Below are 16730 nucleotides of genomic sequence, written 5' to 3' on the forward strand. Positions count from 1 at the left end.
TCGATGTAGCCGACACTCCCTTTGTACCGCGATTGACGCCATGCCTGGGTCACACCGGCTTGACCTCCCCAGCCCCACCGTCATTCCCGCGAACGCGGGAATCCATTTTCATCATCGCACTCAGCAATTTGGATCCCCGCGTTCGCGGGGATGACGACGCTGCTGTAGGGGTTGTCCAGGTAACAGAACTTAGTTAAACAGCATTACAACTCAAAGCGCCTTTTCCATCTGCGTGAACGCTTGCCCATATCACTCACCAGATCTTCGATATTTTCCAGGCCGACATGGATCCGCACCAGCGGATTCTGGTAGCTCTTCCGCGACGCCACGCGTGTCGGCGGTTTATCCAGCGGCAAGGCCAAGCTTTCAAAGCCACCCCATGACAAGCCGATGCCGAACAACTCCAGGCTGGAGAAAAATTTCGACAAGGCCGGCCGGCCGACTTCTTTCAATTCAATCGTGAACAAGCCGCTGGCGCCGAGGAAATCGCGTTGCCATAGCTTATGGCCCGGATCGGACGCCAACGCCGGATGCAGCACGCTCTCCACCAGCGGCTGAGTCCGCAAGTACTCTGCCAGCTGGATACCGCTCTCCCAGTGCTGACGCAGGCGCACCGACATGCTGCGCATGCCGCGCAAAGCCAGGTAGATATCGTCCGGACCGGCAGTCTGGCCGAAATCGTGTGCGCCGTGCTTGAGGATGCACCAGGCGCGTTCGTTGGCGCTGGCGACGCCCAGCAAGGCGTCAGAGTGTCCAACGATGTATTTGGTGGCAGCGTGGATCGACACATCCACGCCATGTTCAAACGGCTTGAAAAACAGTGGCGTGGCCCATGTATTGTCCAGCAGCACGTAAGCGCCGACCTTGTGTGCCTCCTCAGCGATCGCCGGAATATCTTGTACCTCGAAAGTCCACGAACCGGGCGACTCGACAAACACCACGCTGGTATTCGGGCGCAACAGATTGCGAATCTCGCCGCCAATCAGCGGATCGAAAAACTCGACGTCGATGCCCATGCGGCGCAGCACGCGATCAGCGAAGGTACGCGTCGGGCCGTATACGCTATCGGTGATCAGGACATGATCGCCGCTCTTGACGAAGGCCATGATGCTATGGGTGCAAGCCGACAGGCCGGATGGGAACACCAGGCAGTTATGGCCACCTTCGAGCGTGGTGATGGCCTGCTCGAAGGAACGCGTAGTCGGCGTGCCGAAACGGCCGTAGTTCGCCATCGGGTTATCGATCTGGCGGCTGGCTTCCCAATCTTCCAGGTTGTTGGCGATGATGGTGGAACCACGGAATACCGGCGTATTCACCATCCCGGCGAAGCGCGACGGCTCGCGGCCGATGTGGGCCAATTGCGTGTCAACGTGGGCCGGCATCGAAGGCGAACCTGAATTTTTATCGAAAGACATGGTGAAGCACTCCATCCAGAGCTGTACGGCGACATTACCTAGGTCTATTGTAGAGTTTGGGTGCTGGAAAATTATTGCAACAACAGGACGCGAATGCGGTGTTATTAGAATGTTTTTCTAATAATTTAAAAATTAAAGATAAATTAACCCATAAAAATCAATTTATACAGCTTCATCGCCTACTTCATTTGCCAAATCTTCCCACGCCATTAATATGTAATACATATTAATAACAAACAAATCATATATTTGACACGATGTAATGGGCAAGGCAATCTATCGTCAGCCTAAAAGCCATTCTTCTGGAGACTGAAACCATGCCGCAATATCGTTCCCGCACCACCACCCACGGCCGTAACATGGCCGGCGCCCGCGCACTCTGGCGCGCCACCGGCATGAAAGACGGCGATTTCGACAAACCGATCATTGCGGTGGTCAACTCCTTTACCCAATTCGTGCCAGGCCACGTCCATCTGAAGGACCTGGGCCAGATGGTCGCGCGTGAAATTGAAGCCGCCGGCGGCGTCGCCAAGGAATTCAACACCATTGCAGTCGATGACGGCATCGCCATGGGCCATGGCGGCATGCTGTATTCGCTGCCATCGCGCGAACTGATCGCCGATTCGGTCGAATACATGGTCAATGCCCATTGCGCCGATGCGATGGTATGCATCTCCAACTGCGACAAAATCACGCCCGGCATGTTGATGGCCGCGATGCGCCTCAACATTCCTGTCGTGTTCGTTTCCGGCGGTCCGATGGAGGCCGGCAAGGTAGTTGAAAAGCTGCCAGGCGTGGCCGTAATCGACCAGAAGATTTTCAAGATCGACTTGGTAGACGCCATGATCAAGGCTGGCGACGCCTCGGTCAGCGACGCTGACATCGCGGAAATCGAACGCTCGGCCTGCCCGACTTGCGGCTCCTGTTCCGGCATGTTTACCGCCAACTCGATGAACTGCCTGACCGAAGCGCTGGGCCTGGCTCTGCCTGGCAACGGCACTATCCTCGCCACCCACGCCGACCGCAAGGAATTGTTCCTGCGCGCCGGCCGCCTGATCGTTGAACTGGCCAAGCGTTACTACGAACAGGACGACGATTCGGTGTTGCCACGCACGATCGCCACCAAGGCTTCGTTCGAGAACGCCATGACGCTGGATGTCGCCATGGGCGGCTCCACCAACACCGTGCTGCACTTGCTGGCAGCGGCGCAGGAAGCTGAAGTCGATTTCAAGATGGCCGACATCGATCGCATCTCGCGTCACGTGCCCTGCCTGTGCAAGGTAGCGCCGATGACTGACAAATATCATATCGAAGACGTGCACCGCGCCGGCGGCATCGTCAGCATCCTCGGCGAACTGGCGCGCGCCGGCCTGCTCGACACCAGCCGTCCGACCATCCATAGCAAGACGCTGGGTGACGCCATCGCCAATAACGACATCACGCAAACCCAGGACGCCGCCGTGCACAAGCTGTTCAGCGCAGCGCCGGGCGGCGTGCCAACCCAGACCGCGTTTTCACAGGAAAAACGCTTTACCAGCCTCGACACCGACCGCAGCAACGGCTGCATCCGCGACAAGGCGCACGCCTATTCGCAAGATGGCGGCCTGGCGGTCCTGTATGGCAACCTGGCGGAAAACGGCTGTATCGTCAAAACTGCTGGCGTCGATGAAAGCATCCTCAAATTCAGCGGTCGTGCACGCGTCTTTGAAAGCCAGGACGATGCGGTGGAAGCGATCTTGGGCGACACTGTGCACGCCGGCGATGTCGTCATCATCCGCTACGAAGGCCCGAAAGGCGGCCCAGGCATGCAAGAAATGCTGTATCCAACTTCCTACATCAAATCCAAGGGCCTGGGCAAATCCTGCGCGCTGTTTACCGATGGCCGCTTTTCCGGCGGCTCCTCCGGCCTGGTGATCGGCCATGCTTCTCCAGAAGCGGCGGAAGGCGGTGCCATCGGCCTGGTGGAAGAAGGCGACATCATCGAAATCGATATTCCGGAACGCCGCATGCACCTGAAAATCAGCGACAGCGATCTGGCGCAACGACGCGCGGCAATGGAAGCCAAGGGCAAGGATGCCTGGAAACCGGTGGATCGCCAGCGTTACGTATCCCAGGCGTTGCAAGCCTATGCTGCCATGGCGACCTCGGCCGATCGCGGCGCGGTAAGAGATATCAGCCAGCTCAAGCGCTGATTGCCGGGTCAGTTACGTAGCGGCATGCAGCATTGTGTCGCAGCGTAGAGTTGTCCGAAAAAGTGTAACTCTATGTAAAAGGGGCCGGTGCGAACCGGCCTCTTTTTCGTATACTTCCATGTCGGAAAGCGTTTTCAAGATGCTCTGCAACGCTTGCCGGGAGCCATATTATCGGCCTCGATATGGTAAAGTTGCGAACCGTTTCCCGCAGCAGATTTGCCTAGGGATAACGTAATCGCAAACGTAATCGATTTCCCGGCGAATTGCATGACAGTTCCCGCAATTCCTTCCGTTATCGCTCCCCTGAACCAAACTGTAGGATCGGCATCCACCAGCAGATGACATCGTTGAATCATTCTGAAGCGCAAAAGAGAACCGTAGCGGTCATCGGTGGCGGCCCCGCAGGCCTGATGGCGGCTGAAGTGCTGGCTGCCGGCGGCGTGCAGGTCGAGGTGTATGACGCCATGCCTTCGGTCGGCCGCAAATTCCTGTTGGCGGGAAAAGGCGGCATGAACCTGACGCACTCCGAACCCTACGATGCCTTCCTGTCGCGTTACGGCGCACGTCGCCCGCACATCGCGCCGCTGCTGGACCAGTTTTCCCCGGACGCGTTGCGCGAATGGGTGCATGCACTGGGAATCGATACCTTTGTCGGTTCGTCCGGCCGCGTCTTCCCGACCGACATGAAAGCAGCCCGCTGCTGCGCGCCTGGCTACATCGGCTGCGCCAGGCCGGCGTGCAATTTCACATGCGGCATCGCTGGCTGGGATGGCGCGAAGCCGGTACACTCTCTTTCGAAACGCCGCAAGGCGCACGCACCGTCAGTGCCGATGCGGTACTGCTGGCGCTGGGCGGCGGCAGCTGGGCACGGCTTGGCTCAGACGCCAAATGGGTGCCGTTGCTGGCCAGGTACGATGTGCCAATCGCCCCATTGCAGCCGGCCAATTGCGGCTTCGACGTTGGCTGGAGTGAATATTTTCGCGCTCGTTTTGCCGGCGACCATCTCAAGTCGATCGCCATCACAGTCGACAACGATGGCAATACCCTGAACGAACAACCCGGCTTCCGCAAACAAGGCGAATTCGTTGTCACCGCCCACGGTGTTGAAGGCAGTCTGATCTATGCGCTGGCGGCCGGACTGCGGGATCGGATTGTTGCCGAAGGCAGCGTCGTCATCCATCTTGACCTGTTGCCGGACTGGCCGCTGCAGCGCGTGATTGACGAAGTCTCTCGTCCGCGCGGTGCACGCTCATGGTCCAGCCACCTGCAAAGCCGCTTAGGCCTGAAAGGCGTCAAGACAGGATTGTTGCGCGAACTGGTGGCGCCCGCCGATTTTATCGATCCGCTGTCGCTGGCCAATGCCATCAAGGCACTGCCATTGACCCTGCTGGCGCCACGGCCTATCGATGAAGCGATCAGCAGCGCCGGCGGCGTGACATTTGAAGGTCTCGACCAACATCTGATGCTGAAGGCCATGCCAGGCGTATTCTGCGCCGGCGAAATGCTCGATTGGGAAGCGCCGACCGGCGGCTATCTGTTGAGCGCCTGCCTGGCTTCCGGACGTGTCGCCGGCAATGGCGCATTGAGCTGGTTACAGAGAGTTGCGGTAGCATGATCGGCGCGCGCGTAGAGCGTTTACTAACGAACCATGCAGCTTCCAGCGAAGCTGCTATCAAATTTGCAATCAAGTGGACAAGGTTGAATCGATGAAGGAAAGGAGTGTGGCCCCACGCAAGCTGTCGTGGATAGATCGGCAGCGGGCAAGTCGTCAGCGCACTCCCAAGATCGTTGGCGTGCTGATTTCAATCCTGCTCCACGGAGTCGGCATCTGGTACCTGCTGACCCAGTTGCCGCCCGATGTCAAGATAGAATCGCCGGCGCCGGGCAACATGGGAACGGTCAGCATCACGCTGGCGCCGGTACCGCACAGCGCGCCGCCGCAACCGGTCAAGACGCCGCCCAAGCCCAAGACCACCCCAACGCCGGCCAAGCCGCGCAAGCCGACACCTCGTATTGTCCAGTCACCGCGCGCAATCACCGCCATCACGCCGCAGACAATCGTCACGCCGCAGCCGGATGCCCCGAAGTATCAACAATCGGTCGAGGAAGATTTCTCCTCCCACATCCAGGCGGCGCGCGAGCGACGTGAGGCAGCGCAAGCCCAGGAACGGGCACTGGCCGGAGAAACCAGCCCGCCCGATGAAACCCCGCAGTCGTCGAATGACATCGCCCGCGCCAACATCCAGGCGCAGCGCGGCTGGATGGGCATCGACAAGAGCAAGACCGGCGGCATTTTCGAAGTGCGCGACAAAACGCCGTTCCGCGCCACGTTGATTTTCCATGGCTGGAATGCCGATACCAGCCGCAACGCGATGCAGCAGATCCCGGTCGAACGCGGCGGCGAAGACAGCATCGAAATGGCGGTCGTCAACAAGATGATCGAACTGATCCGCAAGAAAACCAATGGCGACATCCCTTGGCGCTCGCAACGCCTGGGCCGCGTGATTACGCTCAGCGCGCGAGTCAAGGATACGGCTGAACTTCAGCAATTCCTGATGCAGGAAATGTTCTACCAGGACATGACGCCCCGCCGCTGACAAGCATCCCGCCTGCCAGCGGCCTTACCGTCCCTCGACTCCCGCTAAATCTGCAAAGTAATACCGATTGAGCGGTCTTCGGCTTACAATATCGCCTATATCGAAACCCTGTAATCAAGCGTCTGTGGCAGCGCTTGAGAAAGAATCCATTCAATGCAATTCAAATCTAACAAACGGGCCGCCCAATGACGGTAGCGGCACAAAAAGTTTCACCCGGCATGCAGCAATATCTCGGCATCAAGGCCGACTATCCGGACACGCTCGTGTTCTATCGGATGGGAGATTTTTACGAACTGTTTTTTGAAGATGCGGAAAAGGCCACGCGCCTGCTCGGCATCACGCTGACTTCACGCGGCACCTACAACAACGCCCCCATCAAGATGTGTGGCGTACCATTCCATTCGGCCGATCAATACCTGGCCAAACTGATCAAGCTCGGCGAATCGGTGGCGCTGTGCGAACAGATCGGCGATCCGGCGACCAGCAAGGGTCCGGTTGACCGCAAAGTGCTGCGCGTGATCACACCCGGCACCTTGACCGATTCCAACCTGCTACCGGAAAAATCCGATCAGCCGTTGCTGGCACTGTACGTGACCCAGCAGCGCAAAACCGTCAAGGCTGGCCTGGCCTGGCTATCGATGGCCAGTGGCGCCTTGAAGATGATGGAATTCGGCTGCGAGCCTGGCGACCTGGACAGCTTGCTGAAACAGGAACTCGAACGCATCGCCCCGGCGGAAATCCTGGCTGCAGACATGGCCGATGCAATGCTCGGCAGCGGCCTAGTCGACAAGGCCACCACCGTACCCGAATGGCACTTCGATATTACCCACGGCCAGAAGGCCCTGCTCGACCAGCTTGCGGTCAGCACTTTGAGCGGCTTCGGCGCAGAAGGCTTGAGCGCCGCCATCGGTGCTGCCGGTGCGTTGCTGCGCTATGCCCAGTCGACCCAAGGCAAGGGCTTGCAGCATGTGCGCACGCTCACCGTCGAAACCGAAAACGAATTCATCGGATTGGATGCCGCCACCCGGCGCAACCTGGAACTGACCGAAACCATCCGCGGCCAAGACGCCTCATCCGGCGCACCGACCTTGTTCTCGCTGCTGGATCACTGCCGTACCGCGATGGGTTCGCGCCTGCTGCGCCACTGGCTGCATCATGCCAAACGCGAGCAATCGGTGGCCCGCGGCCGTCACGCTGCGATCGGCGCCCTGATCGCCGCCGATACCGGCAGCGCCATCTCGGCCACGCTCAGCGCAGTGCCGGATGTCGAGCGCATCACCGCGCGAATTGCCTTGCTGTCGGCGCGGCCACGTGACCTGGCCGGCTTGCGCGACGGTCTGCTGCAACTGGACTCCCTGCGCGCCGATATCGCTCTGTGCGGCAACGACAACCAGGCGCCATTGCTGCAGGAACTGCGCTTGGCGTTGGAAACGCCAGTCGATTGCCTGCAATTGCTGCAAACCGCGATCGCTACCGAACCGTCAACCATGGTGCGCGACGGCGGCGTCATCGCCACCGGCTTCGATGCCGAACTGGATGAATTGCGCGCGTTGTCGGAAAACGCCGGACAGTTCCTGATCGACCTGGAAACCCGCGAACGTGCGCGTACCGGCATCGCCAACCTGCGGGTCGAATACAACAAGGTGCATGGTTTTTATATTGAAGTCACGCACGGCCAGACCGACAAGGTCCCGGACGACTATCGCCGTCGTCAGACCCTGAAAAACGCCGAACGCTACATCACGCCGGAACTGAAGGCGTTTGAAGACAAGGCGCTATCGGCACAGGAACGCGCCCTGGTGCGCGAAAAAATGCTGTATGAACAGGTCCTGCAAGACCTGGCGCCACACATCGGCACATTGCAAAACATCGCCCATGCCCTGGCGCAAATCGACACGCTGGTGGCACTGGCTGATCACGCCGCGCGCCACGACTGGTGTGTGCCGCAACTGGTAGCCGAACCGGCGATCCAGATCGAGCAAGGCCGTCATCCGGTCGTCGAGAAACAGATCGAACGCTTCATCGCCAACGACTGCCAGCTGTCCACCGAACGCAAGCTATTGCTGATTACCGGCCCCAACATGGGCGGTAAATCGACCTTCATGCGACAGGTGGCGCTGATCACCCTGCTGGCCTATGTTGGCAGTTATGTGCCAGCCAGCAGCGCCGTGCTCGGCCCGATCGACCGCATTTTCACCCGCATCGGTGCCGCCGACGACCTGGCCGGCGGCCGCTCCACCTTCATGGTGGAGATGACTGAATCGGCAGCAATCCTGAACGGCGCCAGCGAAAATTCGCTGGTGCTGATGGATGAAGTCGGCCGCGGCACCTCAACCTTCGACGGCCTGGCGCTAGCCTGGGCGATCGCCAGACATCTGATCGACGTCACCCGCAGCTTCACGTTGTTTGCCACGCACTACTTTGAATTGACGCAATTGCCTGACCTGCATCCGTCGGCCGCCAACGTCCATTTATCGGCCGTCGAGCACAAGGACAGCATCGTCTTCCTGCATGCCGTACAAAGCGGGCCGGCATCGCAAAGCTACGGCTTGCAGGTGGCACAACTGGCTGGCGTACCGACACCAGTGATCCGGGCGGCACGCAAGCACCTGGCCCTGCTGGAATCGCAATCGGTACAGGCGACGCCGCAGTTTGATCTGTTCTCACAAGCGGCCCAGACCAGCAGCGAAAGCGGCGATACGGATACGGCAAGCCATGCATTAGGCAGCGAATTGCTCGATGCCCTGGACGGCATCGATCCCGATGCGTTGACGCCGCGTGAAGCGCTGGAACAGTTGTATCGACTAAAACAACTTTCAACCTCTCCACAAAACTGATGAATGCCATTCTCCGGCTAGCGTTCGTGCTGGCACTGACAGCAAGTGCGGGATCGACGCTGGCTGAGACGGCGACCTTCAGTTTTGGGGTAATCGGACATGCATTTCGTAACTCCTCCGACGAAACCGCCCTGCGCAACGCCATTGCCGAAACCGATGCCGACAACCTCGCCTTCGTAGTTGCCAACGGCATCAAGGCCGCCAGCGAGCCTTGCACGGACAAACTATACGGACAACGCAAGACGCTATTGGGCGGCGCAAAAAATGGCTTGATCGTCTCCTTGTCCGCAAGCGATTGGGTCGGATGCAAGACCAGCGCCGATCGCTCGGCTGCGCTGGAGCGATTAAGTCGTATTCGTGATCTTTTCTTTTCTGACGAATTTTCCTTTGGCGACAGCAAGATTCCGCTGATAAGGCAATCAACCTCACCAAAATTCCGCAGCTACGTGGAAAATGCGCGCTGGGAAATCGGCAACGTGGTTTTTGCCACCATCAACCTGCCCGCCACCAACAACCATTACCTGAGCGAGGGCGGGCGCAACAGCGAATTCGAAGATCGGCAAATCGCCAACCGCGAATGGCTACAACGCATCTTCCTCAACGCCTCACAAAAAAAATCCGATGCGGTGGTGCTGTTTTGCGATGGCGATCCGATGGTTGCGCAACATCACAGGGTCTTCGACTTCAACGTCAAGCGTGACGGCTTTGCCGAAATCCGCCAGAAAATCAATGCACATGCGGCGCAATTCGATGGCAAGGTGCTGGTGATCCACGCATCCCATGGCAGCGCTTCATCGAACTCTCCCGACATCATCTGGCAACATAACGTGGGCGATCTGGAAGTGCCAAGCGGCTGGCTCAAGATAACCTTCGACCAGGCCAATAAAAAGCTGTTTGAACTAGCCAAACCCGCTGATCCACCGCCGCTATCCCGACGCTGATCACGCGGCGTAAAAAAACCGCAGCACATGCAAAAGCATGTCTGCGGTTTTTCATTGCGCCGTCATGACTTGCACGGCGTGCGTCACTGAAAACTTAGTGGATAGGATGGCTACGGAAGTGATCGTCCGCTGCATCGTCATCCTGGTCGTCATGGCCGTGATCGTGGCCATGCGCGCCATGCACGTGTTGATGTGCAATTTCTTCTTCAGTCGCCGCACGCACTTCCGTGACGTTGAGGTTGAAACGCAACGCGATGCCTGCCAGCGGATGATTACCGTCCAGCACCACTTTGTCGTCGGCGATATCGGTGACGGTGAAAATCAGCGCGTGCTCTTCGTCATCTTCATTGTCCGGCGTGCCTTCGAACTGCATGCCGACTTCCAGCGGTGTCGGCAGGCGGTTGCGCGGTTCGATCTTGACCAGGTTCGAATCGTATTCGCCAAAGGCGTCGTCCGGCTCGACCTGCAATTCAGTTTGGTAACCGGCTTCCTTGCCCTCCAGGGCTTCTTCGATCTTCGGCAGCGTGTTTTCGTAGCCACCGTGCAAGTACACCATTGGCTCACTACCTTCTTCGATCAGATTGCCTTGGGCATCTGACAATTTGTAGCGTACAGTCACTACCGTATTTTTGGCAATCTTCATGATCATTCCTTTCATTTAACATGCGATGGGATTATACCCGCCCGAACGCCATACCCTTGCCTGCGTCAAAAAAATTAACCCGCACGGCAATTTCCCCGCCCGGCCCGCATCCGCCCCATTCTGCAGGAGCCAACCCGATATAATAGCGGCATGAAAAATTTCACACTCCTCGGCGGCTTGACGCCAGCACAATTCCTCCGCGACTACTGGCACAAGAAGCCCTTATTGATCCGCCAGGCGCTGCCTGGCTTTACCCCGCTGCTGACTCCCGAAGCCTTGTTTGAAATGGCGCAGCGCGACGATGTCGAATCGCGCTTGGTAACGCATTTCAAACAACAGTGGCAAGTTGCAAACGGTCCGTTCGAAAAATTGCCGGCCCTCAGCCAGAAAGACTGGACGCTGCTGGTGCAAGGCGTCAATCTGCACAATGATGACGCCGATGCACTGCTGCGCCAGTTCCGCTTCATCCCAGATGCACGGCTGGACGACCTGATGATCAGCTACGCCACCGACACCGGCGGCGTCGGTCCACACTTCGACTCCTACGACGTATTCCTGCTGCAGGCGCACGGCCAGCGGCGCTGGAAGATCGGCGCGACTCAGGACCTGACCTTGGTCGAAGGCAGTGCGCTCAAGATCCTGAAGAATTTCACGCCGGAGCAGGAGTTCGTGCTGGAGCCGGGCGACATGCTCTACCTGCCGCCTCAGTACGCACATGACGGTACTGCCATCGGCGAATGCATGACCTATTCGATCGGTTTCCGCGCGCCGCCGTTCCAGGAACTGGGCGAAGCTTTCCTGCAATTCATGGCTGATTCGATCGACCTGCCGGGACGCTATGCCGACCCCGATCTCGAGCCCAGCAAACACCCGGCGGAAATCAGCCGCGGAATGCTGACGCAGATCGCCGACGAGCTCAATAAAGTGCGCTTTACCGAAGACGATATCGCAATTTTCGTCGGTGAATATCTGTCAGAACCCAAAGCCAATGTTTTCTTTGAGTCACCGCCAAAACCGCTGACGCTGGCCCGTTTCAGCGCCGCACTTGCCAAACGCGGCGTGGCATTGTCGCGCAAGACGCAAATGCTGTATCGCGGCAAACACGTGTTCATCAATGGTGAATCGTTTGCAGCCGGCCGCGCCGACAAGACATCGCTGACCCAACTGGCAGACCAGCGCCGACTCGACGGCGAGGCTGCCAGCAAGGTGTCGACAGACGTGCTAGAGGCGCTCTACACCTGGTATGAGGACGGCTGGGTCACGCTGGGCTGATATAGCTAGCAAACGCCGTCGCTGCCCTCCACATAGCCGACATATTTACGGCCTCGAAATTTCTGCTAGCCGCAGGGATTTCGGGGCCGTACTCATATGCAAGCGATAATATTCACATTAGAAACCGCAGTACAGTTTCAAAAACTCGCGCCTGGATAAACCGCATGGAATCCGTGAGCAAATCTATTTGAATGTAAATAAGAATAATAAAATGGATATCAAAGAAAATAATTATGCGCGGATTTACGCATTATTATCAATAATTAACATTCTATCATTTAACAAATCATTACTTACCACCCACGCATTTAGCGACAGTAAAGGACTGGAAAATCCCGCTCATACAGCGGGCATTTTCATTTACTCGAATAAGCCGCAATCGCACTGCCACCGCCCCGAAGCAGGCGAATATAGGCCCCCAGCATGGCGGATTATTGCAAACGAATCAGGCCTGCATAGTCCAGCTTCAGCGCTCCCTGTTGCGCTGATACAAATTCTTACTAAATAGCAAACCGTTCATGTCTTATTTGACAAATTCCAGCTATAATCCTGTCCTGGAAAGTTTTTGTTGCATCGCGATGCGCGGTTCCGGCAAAGCACTGCGAAAACATCCTGTAGAGCGATAATTACCGGTAATTATTCATCGCAAAATTTTTGATTACTACTGAAGGAACATTCATGAAAAAAACACTGTTGATCGCATCCCTGTTGGCTCTGACTCTGGCTGCTTGCGGCAAAAAAGACGACGCAGCTGCTCCTGCTGCTGACGCTTCGACTCCAGCTCCAATGGCTGCACCTGCTGCTGCCGACGCTGCTGCTTCCGCTGCTTCCGATGCTGCTGCTGCCGCTACTGCTGCTGGCTCCGCTGCTGCTGACGCTGCTACTGCTGCTGGCGCCGCTGCTACTGCTGCTGGTTCCGCTGCTGCTGATGCCGCTCACACAGCTGTTGACGCTGCTGCTGACGCTGCTAAAGCTGCTGCCGCTCCTGCTGCTTCCAAGTAATCATTGGCTGCATAAAAAAAGCCGACCCTTGGGTCGGCTTTTTTATTGTCCAAATTTTCCAGGACGTTACGTTACCTACGACGTCCTACCCTTCACTCTCCGCTGTGCCCTTCAGGCACGGTAAAAATCGAGCAAGCCAGCAATCAGGCCTCGATCCAGCCAAAGCCTCTTCCTGACAAGCAATCGTCACCTCCACCGACTCACTGCTACGTCCGCCGCATAAAGCGGCATAAGCCAGTTCAGGCAGATTATTTCGCGTGCTCAAATGCGCACCGACCACCTTGCGCAAACGCGACTGATCCATTGCCGCCAGGATTTCGCGCGCGCTGTCATTCGACAAATGGCCGTATTCGCCACCGATGCGACGCTTGAGTGAAGCCGGATAAGCCGAGTTGGCCAACATCTGCCGATCGTGGTTGCACTCCAGGACCAAGGCATCACTCCCGCCCAGCGCCTGCACCAGGTGATCGGTAAGTTTGCCAGCATCTGTCAAAACGCCCAGCTTGCGATTGCCGTCGCCGGCCACGTACTGCACAGGCTCGCGCGCGTCGTGAGGAACCGTATAGGGAATGAGCTGGAGATCGCCAATGGCGAGCGAGTCGCCATCGCGGCAGAAGCGGACCTCGACATCGCCGCAATCCATGCGCAAGGCTTGATAAGTACCGAATGTGAGCCAGACTGGCAGGCGATACCGTCGGGCGAATTTGAAAACGCCACCGACATGATCCTGATGTTCATGGGTGACGACAATGGCGGACAGAACTGAGCCATCCAGGCCCAAGCGCGCCAGGCGCCGCTCGGTTTCGCGTATGCCGAAACCGCAATCGAGCATCACATTGGTGGTTGTGCTACCCGATGTCGCCGAAATCAGCAATGCGTTGCCTTCGCTACCGCTACCCAAGCTTGCGAACTTCAAGGGTAGCACCTAACACCGGCGACGCATTGCTGATGTGCTGCCATTATTTTGCTACAGCCTCAGTCAATAGCTTACTTCAGCTGATCGTTCAGCAGAGCCAGGATCTTGTCGGAGGTTTTCGACAGTTCCGGATTGCCATCCTTGTTCAGCACGACAACCTGACTCTGGTTGCCGGATTCGGCACCCTTCACGAAAATACGATAGCTAGCGGCATTTTTCACCTTGTCGCTATCCGAGCTGCTGAACAGCCTGGAGAAGAAACCCTTATCCGATTTCTTGTCCTTGGCATCCGCATCCTGGTCAACGTAACGGACGAAATACAAGCCCTTGGTGCGGTCACGATCTTCAACTGTGAAACCGACGCGATCCAGCGCCAGGCCAACACGGCGCCATGCGCGATCGAAGCCCTCGTCAACCTGGACAAAATCACCTGCACCATTCTTCACCAGCTTGGAACGTGCCTGCATCGATGGCGCATTGGCGACCGCTGCCTTGGCTTTGACTTCATCCGCTCCCAGGCGGCCCATCAGACGCGACAGGAATTCGGCTTCCAGCTGTGGATCGGCAGGACGTGCAGTCCAGATGCTTGATTCTTTTTGGGCGCCAGACAACACTTCTTCCGCGCCACGGTGGCTGATATAGATTTCTGTAGTGCCGTTCGGACCGCGCTCGAGGCGAGTACGGAATTTATCGCGCTCACCGGTCGAGTAGATTGAATCGAATACCTTGCCAAGCGTGTTGCGGACGAAATCTTGTGGAATCTTGGCGCGGTTCTCGGCCCAATCGGTTTCCATCACGCCGGTTTCCGAATTCTCGACATTGATCAGGAAGCCGGAATCCTGCCAAAAGTCCTTGACCTTCGGCCACAGGCTTTCAGGCGTGGCGTTGACCACCAGCCAGCGCTGTGATCCGTCACGTTCGATGTGCATGTCTGGCGCAGCATTCGGGGCAATGGCTGCTGCAGCAGCGGCCGGGCGCGCGCCCTGCTCCAATGTGTAGCCAGATGCGGTTGCCGTACCCTGCGTCGCTTCAGGAATCGCATAGCGATTTTCGCGTTGCAACTGAGTCAAATCTGGCGGCACATCCAGCTTCGGCGCCGTCACCTTGCCTGCACTTTTGTAATCGATGCGATCCGGCTCAAGGACTGAACTGATCGAGCTGCATCCTGCCAGACCGGCCAGCGCCAAAGCGATAACAACGCCACGTTGTGTAAGACTGAATTGAGTCGATGGAATGTTCTTGCGAATAGTCATGTGGATACAGGATCAAAGAGACGAAGGAAATTGGAAACGCCTGTCAGCGCAGCTTATTTTAATACACCAGATTCACGCAGCGCCTCACGCACCGTCGCATGATACTCGGCAGACAACGGCACCAGCGGCAAACGAATACCGTCCGCCATCAGTCCCATTTCCGTCAACGCCCACTTCACGGGCAGCGGATTCGGTTCGACAAACAGCTTGTTATGCAAAGGCAGCAGCTTGTTGTTGAGTTTGACCGCTTCGGCAACGTTTCCGTTCATCGCAGCGACACATAGCAAATGCATGTCGCGCGGCGCCACGTTGGCGGTCACCGAGATATTGCCCTTGCCGCCGCAGAACATCAACGCCATCGCGGTCGCGTCGTCGCCGGAATACACGGCAAAATCCTTTGGCGCCAGGCGAATCAGGTCGGAACCGCGGCCGATATTGCCGGTTGCATCCTTGACGCCGATAATTCCCGGCACCTGCGCCAGACGCAAAATGGTTTCGTTGCTCATGTCGGCGACGGTACGGCCCGGCACATTGTACAGAATCACCGGCAAGTCGACCGCTTCAGCGATCTTCTTGAAGTGCTGGTACATGCCTTCCTGGGTCGGCCGATTGTAGTAAGGCACGACTTGCAGCGAAGCGTCGGCGCCAGCTTCCTTGGCGAAACGGGTCAGTTCGATCGCTTCTGCGGTGGAATTGCCGCCAGTGCCGGCAATGATGGGAATCCGCTTGGCGGCATGGTCTACCGCCAGTTTGATGAGGGCGCAGTGCTCGTCCACCGAGACGGTCGGCGATTCGCCTGAAGTGCCGACGATAACGATCGCATCAGTTCCTTCTGCGATGTGCCAGTCGATCAGTTTCCGCAAACCTGGCAAGTCGAGACTGCCGTCAGTGTGCATGGGAGTAACGATTGCAACAATGCTGCCCTGGATCATGATGGTAAATGCGAAAAAATAAAAGACTGATTGTAGCGGATCGCCGTGGCTATGGGTAAATTCCACTTGTAAATCAGGTTACAAATACAATTTCCACAGGCCAACTTTCCGTCATGGGAGCCGAAATCGTCAGCCGATCCGCAAGGTGGAAACTGAACCGCCACCGCCCTTGATCGCGCAAATCCGCTGCACCATGGCCGGTTTCGGCTGCTCTACGTAGCCATCTTCAAAGGCCAGCACATGCCAGGAACTGGCCTTGTCGGCGGCCAGCAATGCCGGCAATTCGCCCTGCGCCAACAGGAAATCGGGGTTGGATGGCTTGCCAAATTGCTCATTACCGATGGCAAATGTTTCATAAAGCAGCACGCCTTGCTCTGCGATACTGCGCAATATGAGCGGAAACAGGGGGCGGTGCAGATAATTGGTGACGACCACGCCAGCGAATTGCCCTGCCAGGAACAATTCGTCCAGCGCTGCCGAAAGGCCGGTTTCAAGGTCGATCTGACGCGTGGCGAGGCCCGCTGCCGCCAATGCTGCCAGCGGCGCTGGATTGCGATCCACCGCCAGCACGTCCAGCCCGTGGTGAGCCAGCCAGAGCGCATGGCGACCGTCGCCGCAGGCCAGGTCGAGCACCTTGCTACCGGCGGGCAACAGTCCGCCAAAGCGGCGGACCCACGGCGACGCCGCGCTGGTCAAAGTATCGCTGTTGATCTGACTTGGTAACATCTGT

The 16730-nt window shown here is 57.6% G+C and carries 14 protein-coding genes and 1 pseudogene; 8 read left to right on the forward strand and 7 right to left on the reverse strand.

Features of this window, described 5'->3' with window-relative positions; genetic code table 11:
* Nucleotides 1-203: 203 nt before the first annotated feature.
* Nucleotides 204-1415 (reverse strand): cystathionine beta-lyase, encoded by a 1212-nt coding sequence (metC, locus tag CAter10_RS12890; RefSeq protein WP_082797902.1) that lies wholly within the window; start codon nucleotides 1413-1415, stop codon nucleotides 204-206.
* A gap of 317 nt (nucleotides 1416-1732) precedes the next feature.
* Here metC and ilvD point away from each other — a divergent pair, with 317 nt between their 5' ends.
* A complete protein-coding gene (gene ilvD / locus CAter10_RS12895) occupies nucleotides 1733-3607 on the forward strand; it encodes a dihydroxy-acid dehydratase (RefSeq protein WP_061533721.1) in 1875 nt (624 codons plus the stop codon).
* Between the two features lie 134 nt (nucleotides 3608-3741).
* On the opposite strand, the gene CAter10_RS23635 is transcribed toward ilvD, so the two are convergent.
* Nucleotides 3742-4131, reverse strand: a complete 390-nt coding sequence (locus tag CAter10_RS23635) for a hypothetical protein (RefSeq protein ID WP_236905564.1) — start codon at nucleotides 4129-4131, stop codon at nucleotides 3742-3744.
* Here CAter10_RS23635 and CAter10_RS12900 point away from each other — a divergent pair.
* From CAter10_RS12900 to CAter10_RS12915, 4 genes and pseudogenes are all read left to right on the forward strand, one after another.
* Nucleotides 4018-5222 (forward strand): annotated as a pseudogene (locus CAter10_RS12900) (TIGR03862 family flavoprotein). The gene CAter10_RS23635 and the pseudogene CAter10_RS12900 sit on opposite strands and share 114 nt — an antisense overlap.
* A 106-nt stretch (nucleotides 5223-5328) precedes the next feature.
* Nucleotides 5329-6204, forward strand: coding sequence for a hypothetical protein (locus tag CAter10_RS12905; RefSeq protein WP_128083071.1), 876 nt, complete (start codon nucleotides 5329-5331; stop codon nucleotides 6202-6204).
* A gap of 185 nt (nucleotides 6205-6389) precedes the next feature.
* Entirely contained in the window at nucleotides 6390-9041 is a 2652-nt protein-coding gene (gene mutS / locus CAter10_RS12910; protein ID WP_061533723.1) for a DNA mismatch repair protein MutS, read from the forward strand.
* Nucleotides 9041-9982 (forward strand): hypothetical protein, encoded by a 942-nt coding sequence (locus CAter10_RS12915; protein ID WP_061533724.1) that lies wholly within the window; start codon nucleotides 9041-9043, stop codon nucleotides 9980-9982. The genes mutS and CAter10_RS12915 overlap by 1 nt, the downstream gene beginning before the upstream one ends.
* A gap of 94 nt (nucleotides 9983-10076) precedes the next feature.
* On the opposite strand, the gene CAter10_RS12920 is transcribed toward CAter10_RS12915, so the two are convergent.
* Nucleotides 10077-10625 (reverse strand): FKBP-type peptidyl-prolyl cis-trans isomerase, encoded by a 549-nt coding sequence (locus CAter10_RS12920; protein ID WP_061535335.1) that lies wholly within the window; start codon nucleotides 10623-10625, stop codon nucleotides 10077-10079.
* A 150-nt stretch (nucleotides 10626-10775) separates the two neighbouring features.
* On the opposite strand from CAter10_RS12920, the gene CAter10_RS12925 reads away from it, so the two are divergent.
* From CAter10_RS12925 to CAter10_RS21980, 3 genes are all read left to right on the forward strand, one after another.
* Nucleotides 10776-11897 (forward strand): cupin domain-containing protein, encoded by a 1122-nt coding sequence (locus CAter10_RS12925; protein ID WP_061533725.1) that lies wholly within the window; start codon nucleotides 10776-10778, stop codon nucleotides 11895-11897.
* Between the two features lie 211 nt (nucleotides 11898-12108).
* Nucleotides 12109-12405, forward strand: a complete 297-nt coding sequence (locus CAter10_RS22515) for a hypothetical protein (RefSeq protein ID WP_128083072.1) — start codon at nucleotides 12109-12111, stop codon at nucleotides 12403-12405.
* A 170-nt stretch (nucleotides 12406-12575) separates the two neighbouring features.
* A complete protein-coding gene (locus tag CAter10_RS21980; RefSeq protein ID WP_082797903.1) occupies nucleotides 12576-12899 on the forward strand; it encodes a hypothetical protein in 324 nt (107 codons plus the stop codon).
* 85 nt (nucleotides 12900-12984) lie between these two features.
* On the opposite strand, the gene CAter10_RS12935 is transcribed toward CAter10_RS21980, so the two are convergent.
* From CAter10_RS12935 to CAter10_RS12950, 4 genes are all read right to left on the reverse strand, one after another.
* Complete coding sequence (locus tag CAter10_RS12935; RefSeq protein WP_082797904.1) at nucleotides 12985-13815, reverse strand: MBL fold metallo-hydrolase; 831 nt, start codon at nucleotides 13813-13815, stop codon at nucleotides 12985-12987.
* A 71-nt stretch (nucleotides 13816-13886) separates the two neighbouring features.
* Nucleotides 13887-15068 (reverse strand): outer membrane protein assembly factor BamC, encoded by a 1182-nt coding sequence (gene bamC, locus CAter10_RS12940; RefSeq protein WP_061533727.1) that lies wholly within the window; start codon nucleotides 15066-15068, stop codon nucleotides 13887-13889.
* A 53-nt stretch (nucleotides 15069-15121) separates the two neighbouring features.
* A complete protein-coding gene (gene dapA / locus CAter10_RS12945; RefSeq protein ID WP_061535336.1) occupies nucleotides 15122-16000 on the reverse strand; it encodes a 4-hydroxy-tetrahydrodipicolinate synthase in 879 nt (292 codons plus the stop codon).
* A gap of 129 nt (nucleotides 16001-16129) precedes the next feature.
* Nucleotides 16130-16726 carry a class I SAM-dependent methyltransferase gene (locus tag CAter10_RS12950; RefSeq protein WP_061533728.1) on the reverse strand — a complete coding sequence of 199 codons (597 nt, stop codon included), beginning with the start codon at nucleotides 16724-16726 and terminating at the stop codon, nucleotides 16130-16132.
* Nucleotides 16727-16730: the final 4 nt, after the last annotated feature.

The organism is Collimonas arenae (assembly GCF_001584165.1).
Taxonomy (GTDB): Bacteria; Pseudomonadota; Gammaproteobacteria; order Burkholderiales; family Burkholderiaceae_D; genus Collimonas; species Collimonas arenae.

Coding starts and splice junctions, on each gene's coding strand:
- CAter10_RS12950 (WP_061533728.1), bottom strand. CDS start 16,726: ATGTTACCAAGTCAGATCAACAGCGATACTTTGACCAGCGCGGCGTCG.
- ilvD (WP_061533721.1), top strand. CDS start 1,733: ATGCCGCAATATCGTTCCCGCACCACCACCCACGGCCGTAACATGGCC.
- mutS (WP_061533723.1), top strand. CDS start 6,390: ATGACGGTAGCGGCACAAAAAGTTTCACCCGGCATGCAGCAATATCTC.
- dapA (WP_061535336.1), bottom strand. CDS start 16,000: ATGATCCAGGGCAGCATTGTTGCAATCGTTACTCCCATGCACACTGAC.
- CAter10_RS12920 (WP_061535335.1), bottom strand. CDS start 10,625: ATGAAGATTGCCAAAAATACGGTAGTGACTGTACGCTACAAATTGTCA.
- metC (WP_082797902.1), bottom strand. CDS start 1,415: ATGTCTTTCGATAAAAATTCAGGTTCGCCTTCGATGCCGGCCCACGTT.
- CAter10_RS21980 (WP_082797903.1), top strand. CDS start 12,576: ATGAAAAAAACACTGTTGATCGCATCCCTGTTGGCTCTGACTCTGGCT.
- CAter10_RS22515 (WP_128083072.1), top strand. CDS start 12,109: ATGGATATCAAAGAAAATAATTATGCGCGGATTTACGCATTATTATCA.
- CAter10_RS12925 (WP_061533725.1), top strand. CDS start 10,776: ATGAAAAATTTCACACTCCTCGGCGGCTTGACGCCAGCACAATTCCTC.
- CAter10_RS12915 (WP_061533724.1), top strand. CDS start 9,041: ATGAATGCCATTCTCCGGCTAGCGTTCGTGCTGGCACTGACAGCAAGT.
- bamC (WP_061533727.1), bottom strand. CDS start 15,068: ATGACTATTCGCAAGAACATTCCATCGACTCAATTCAGTCTTACACAA.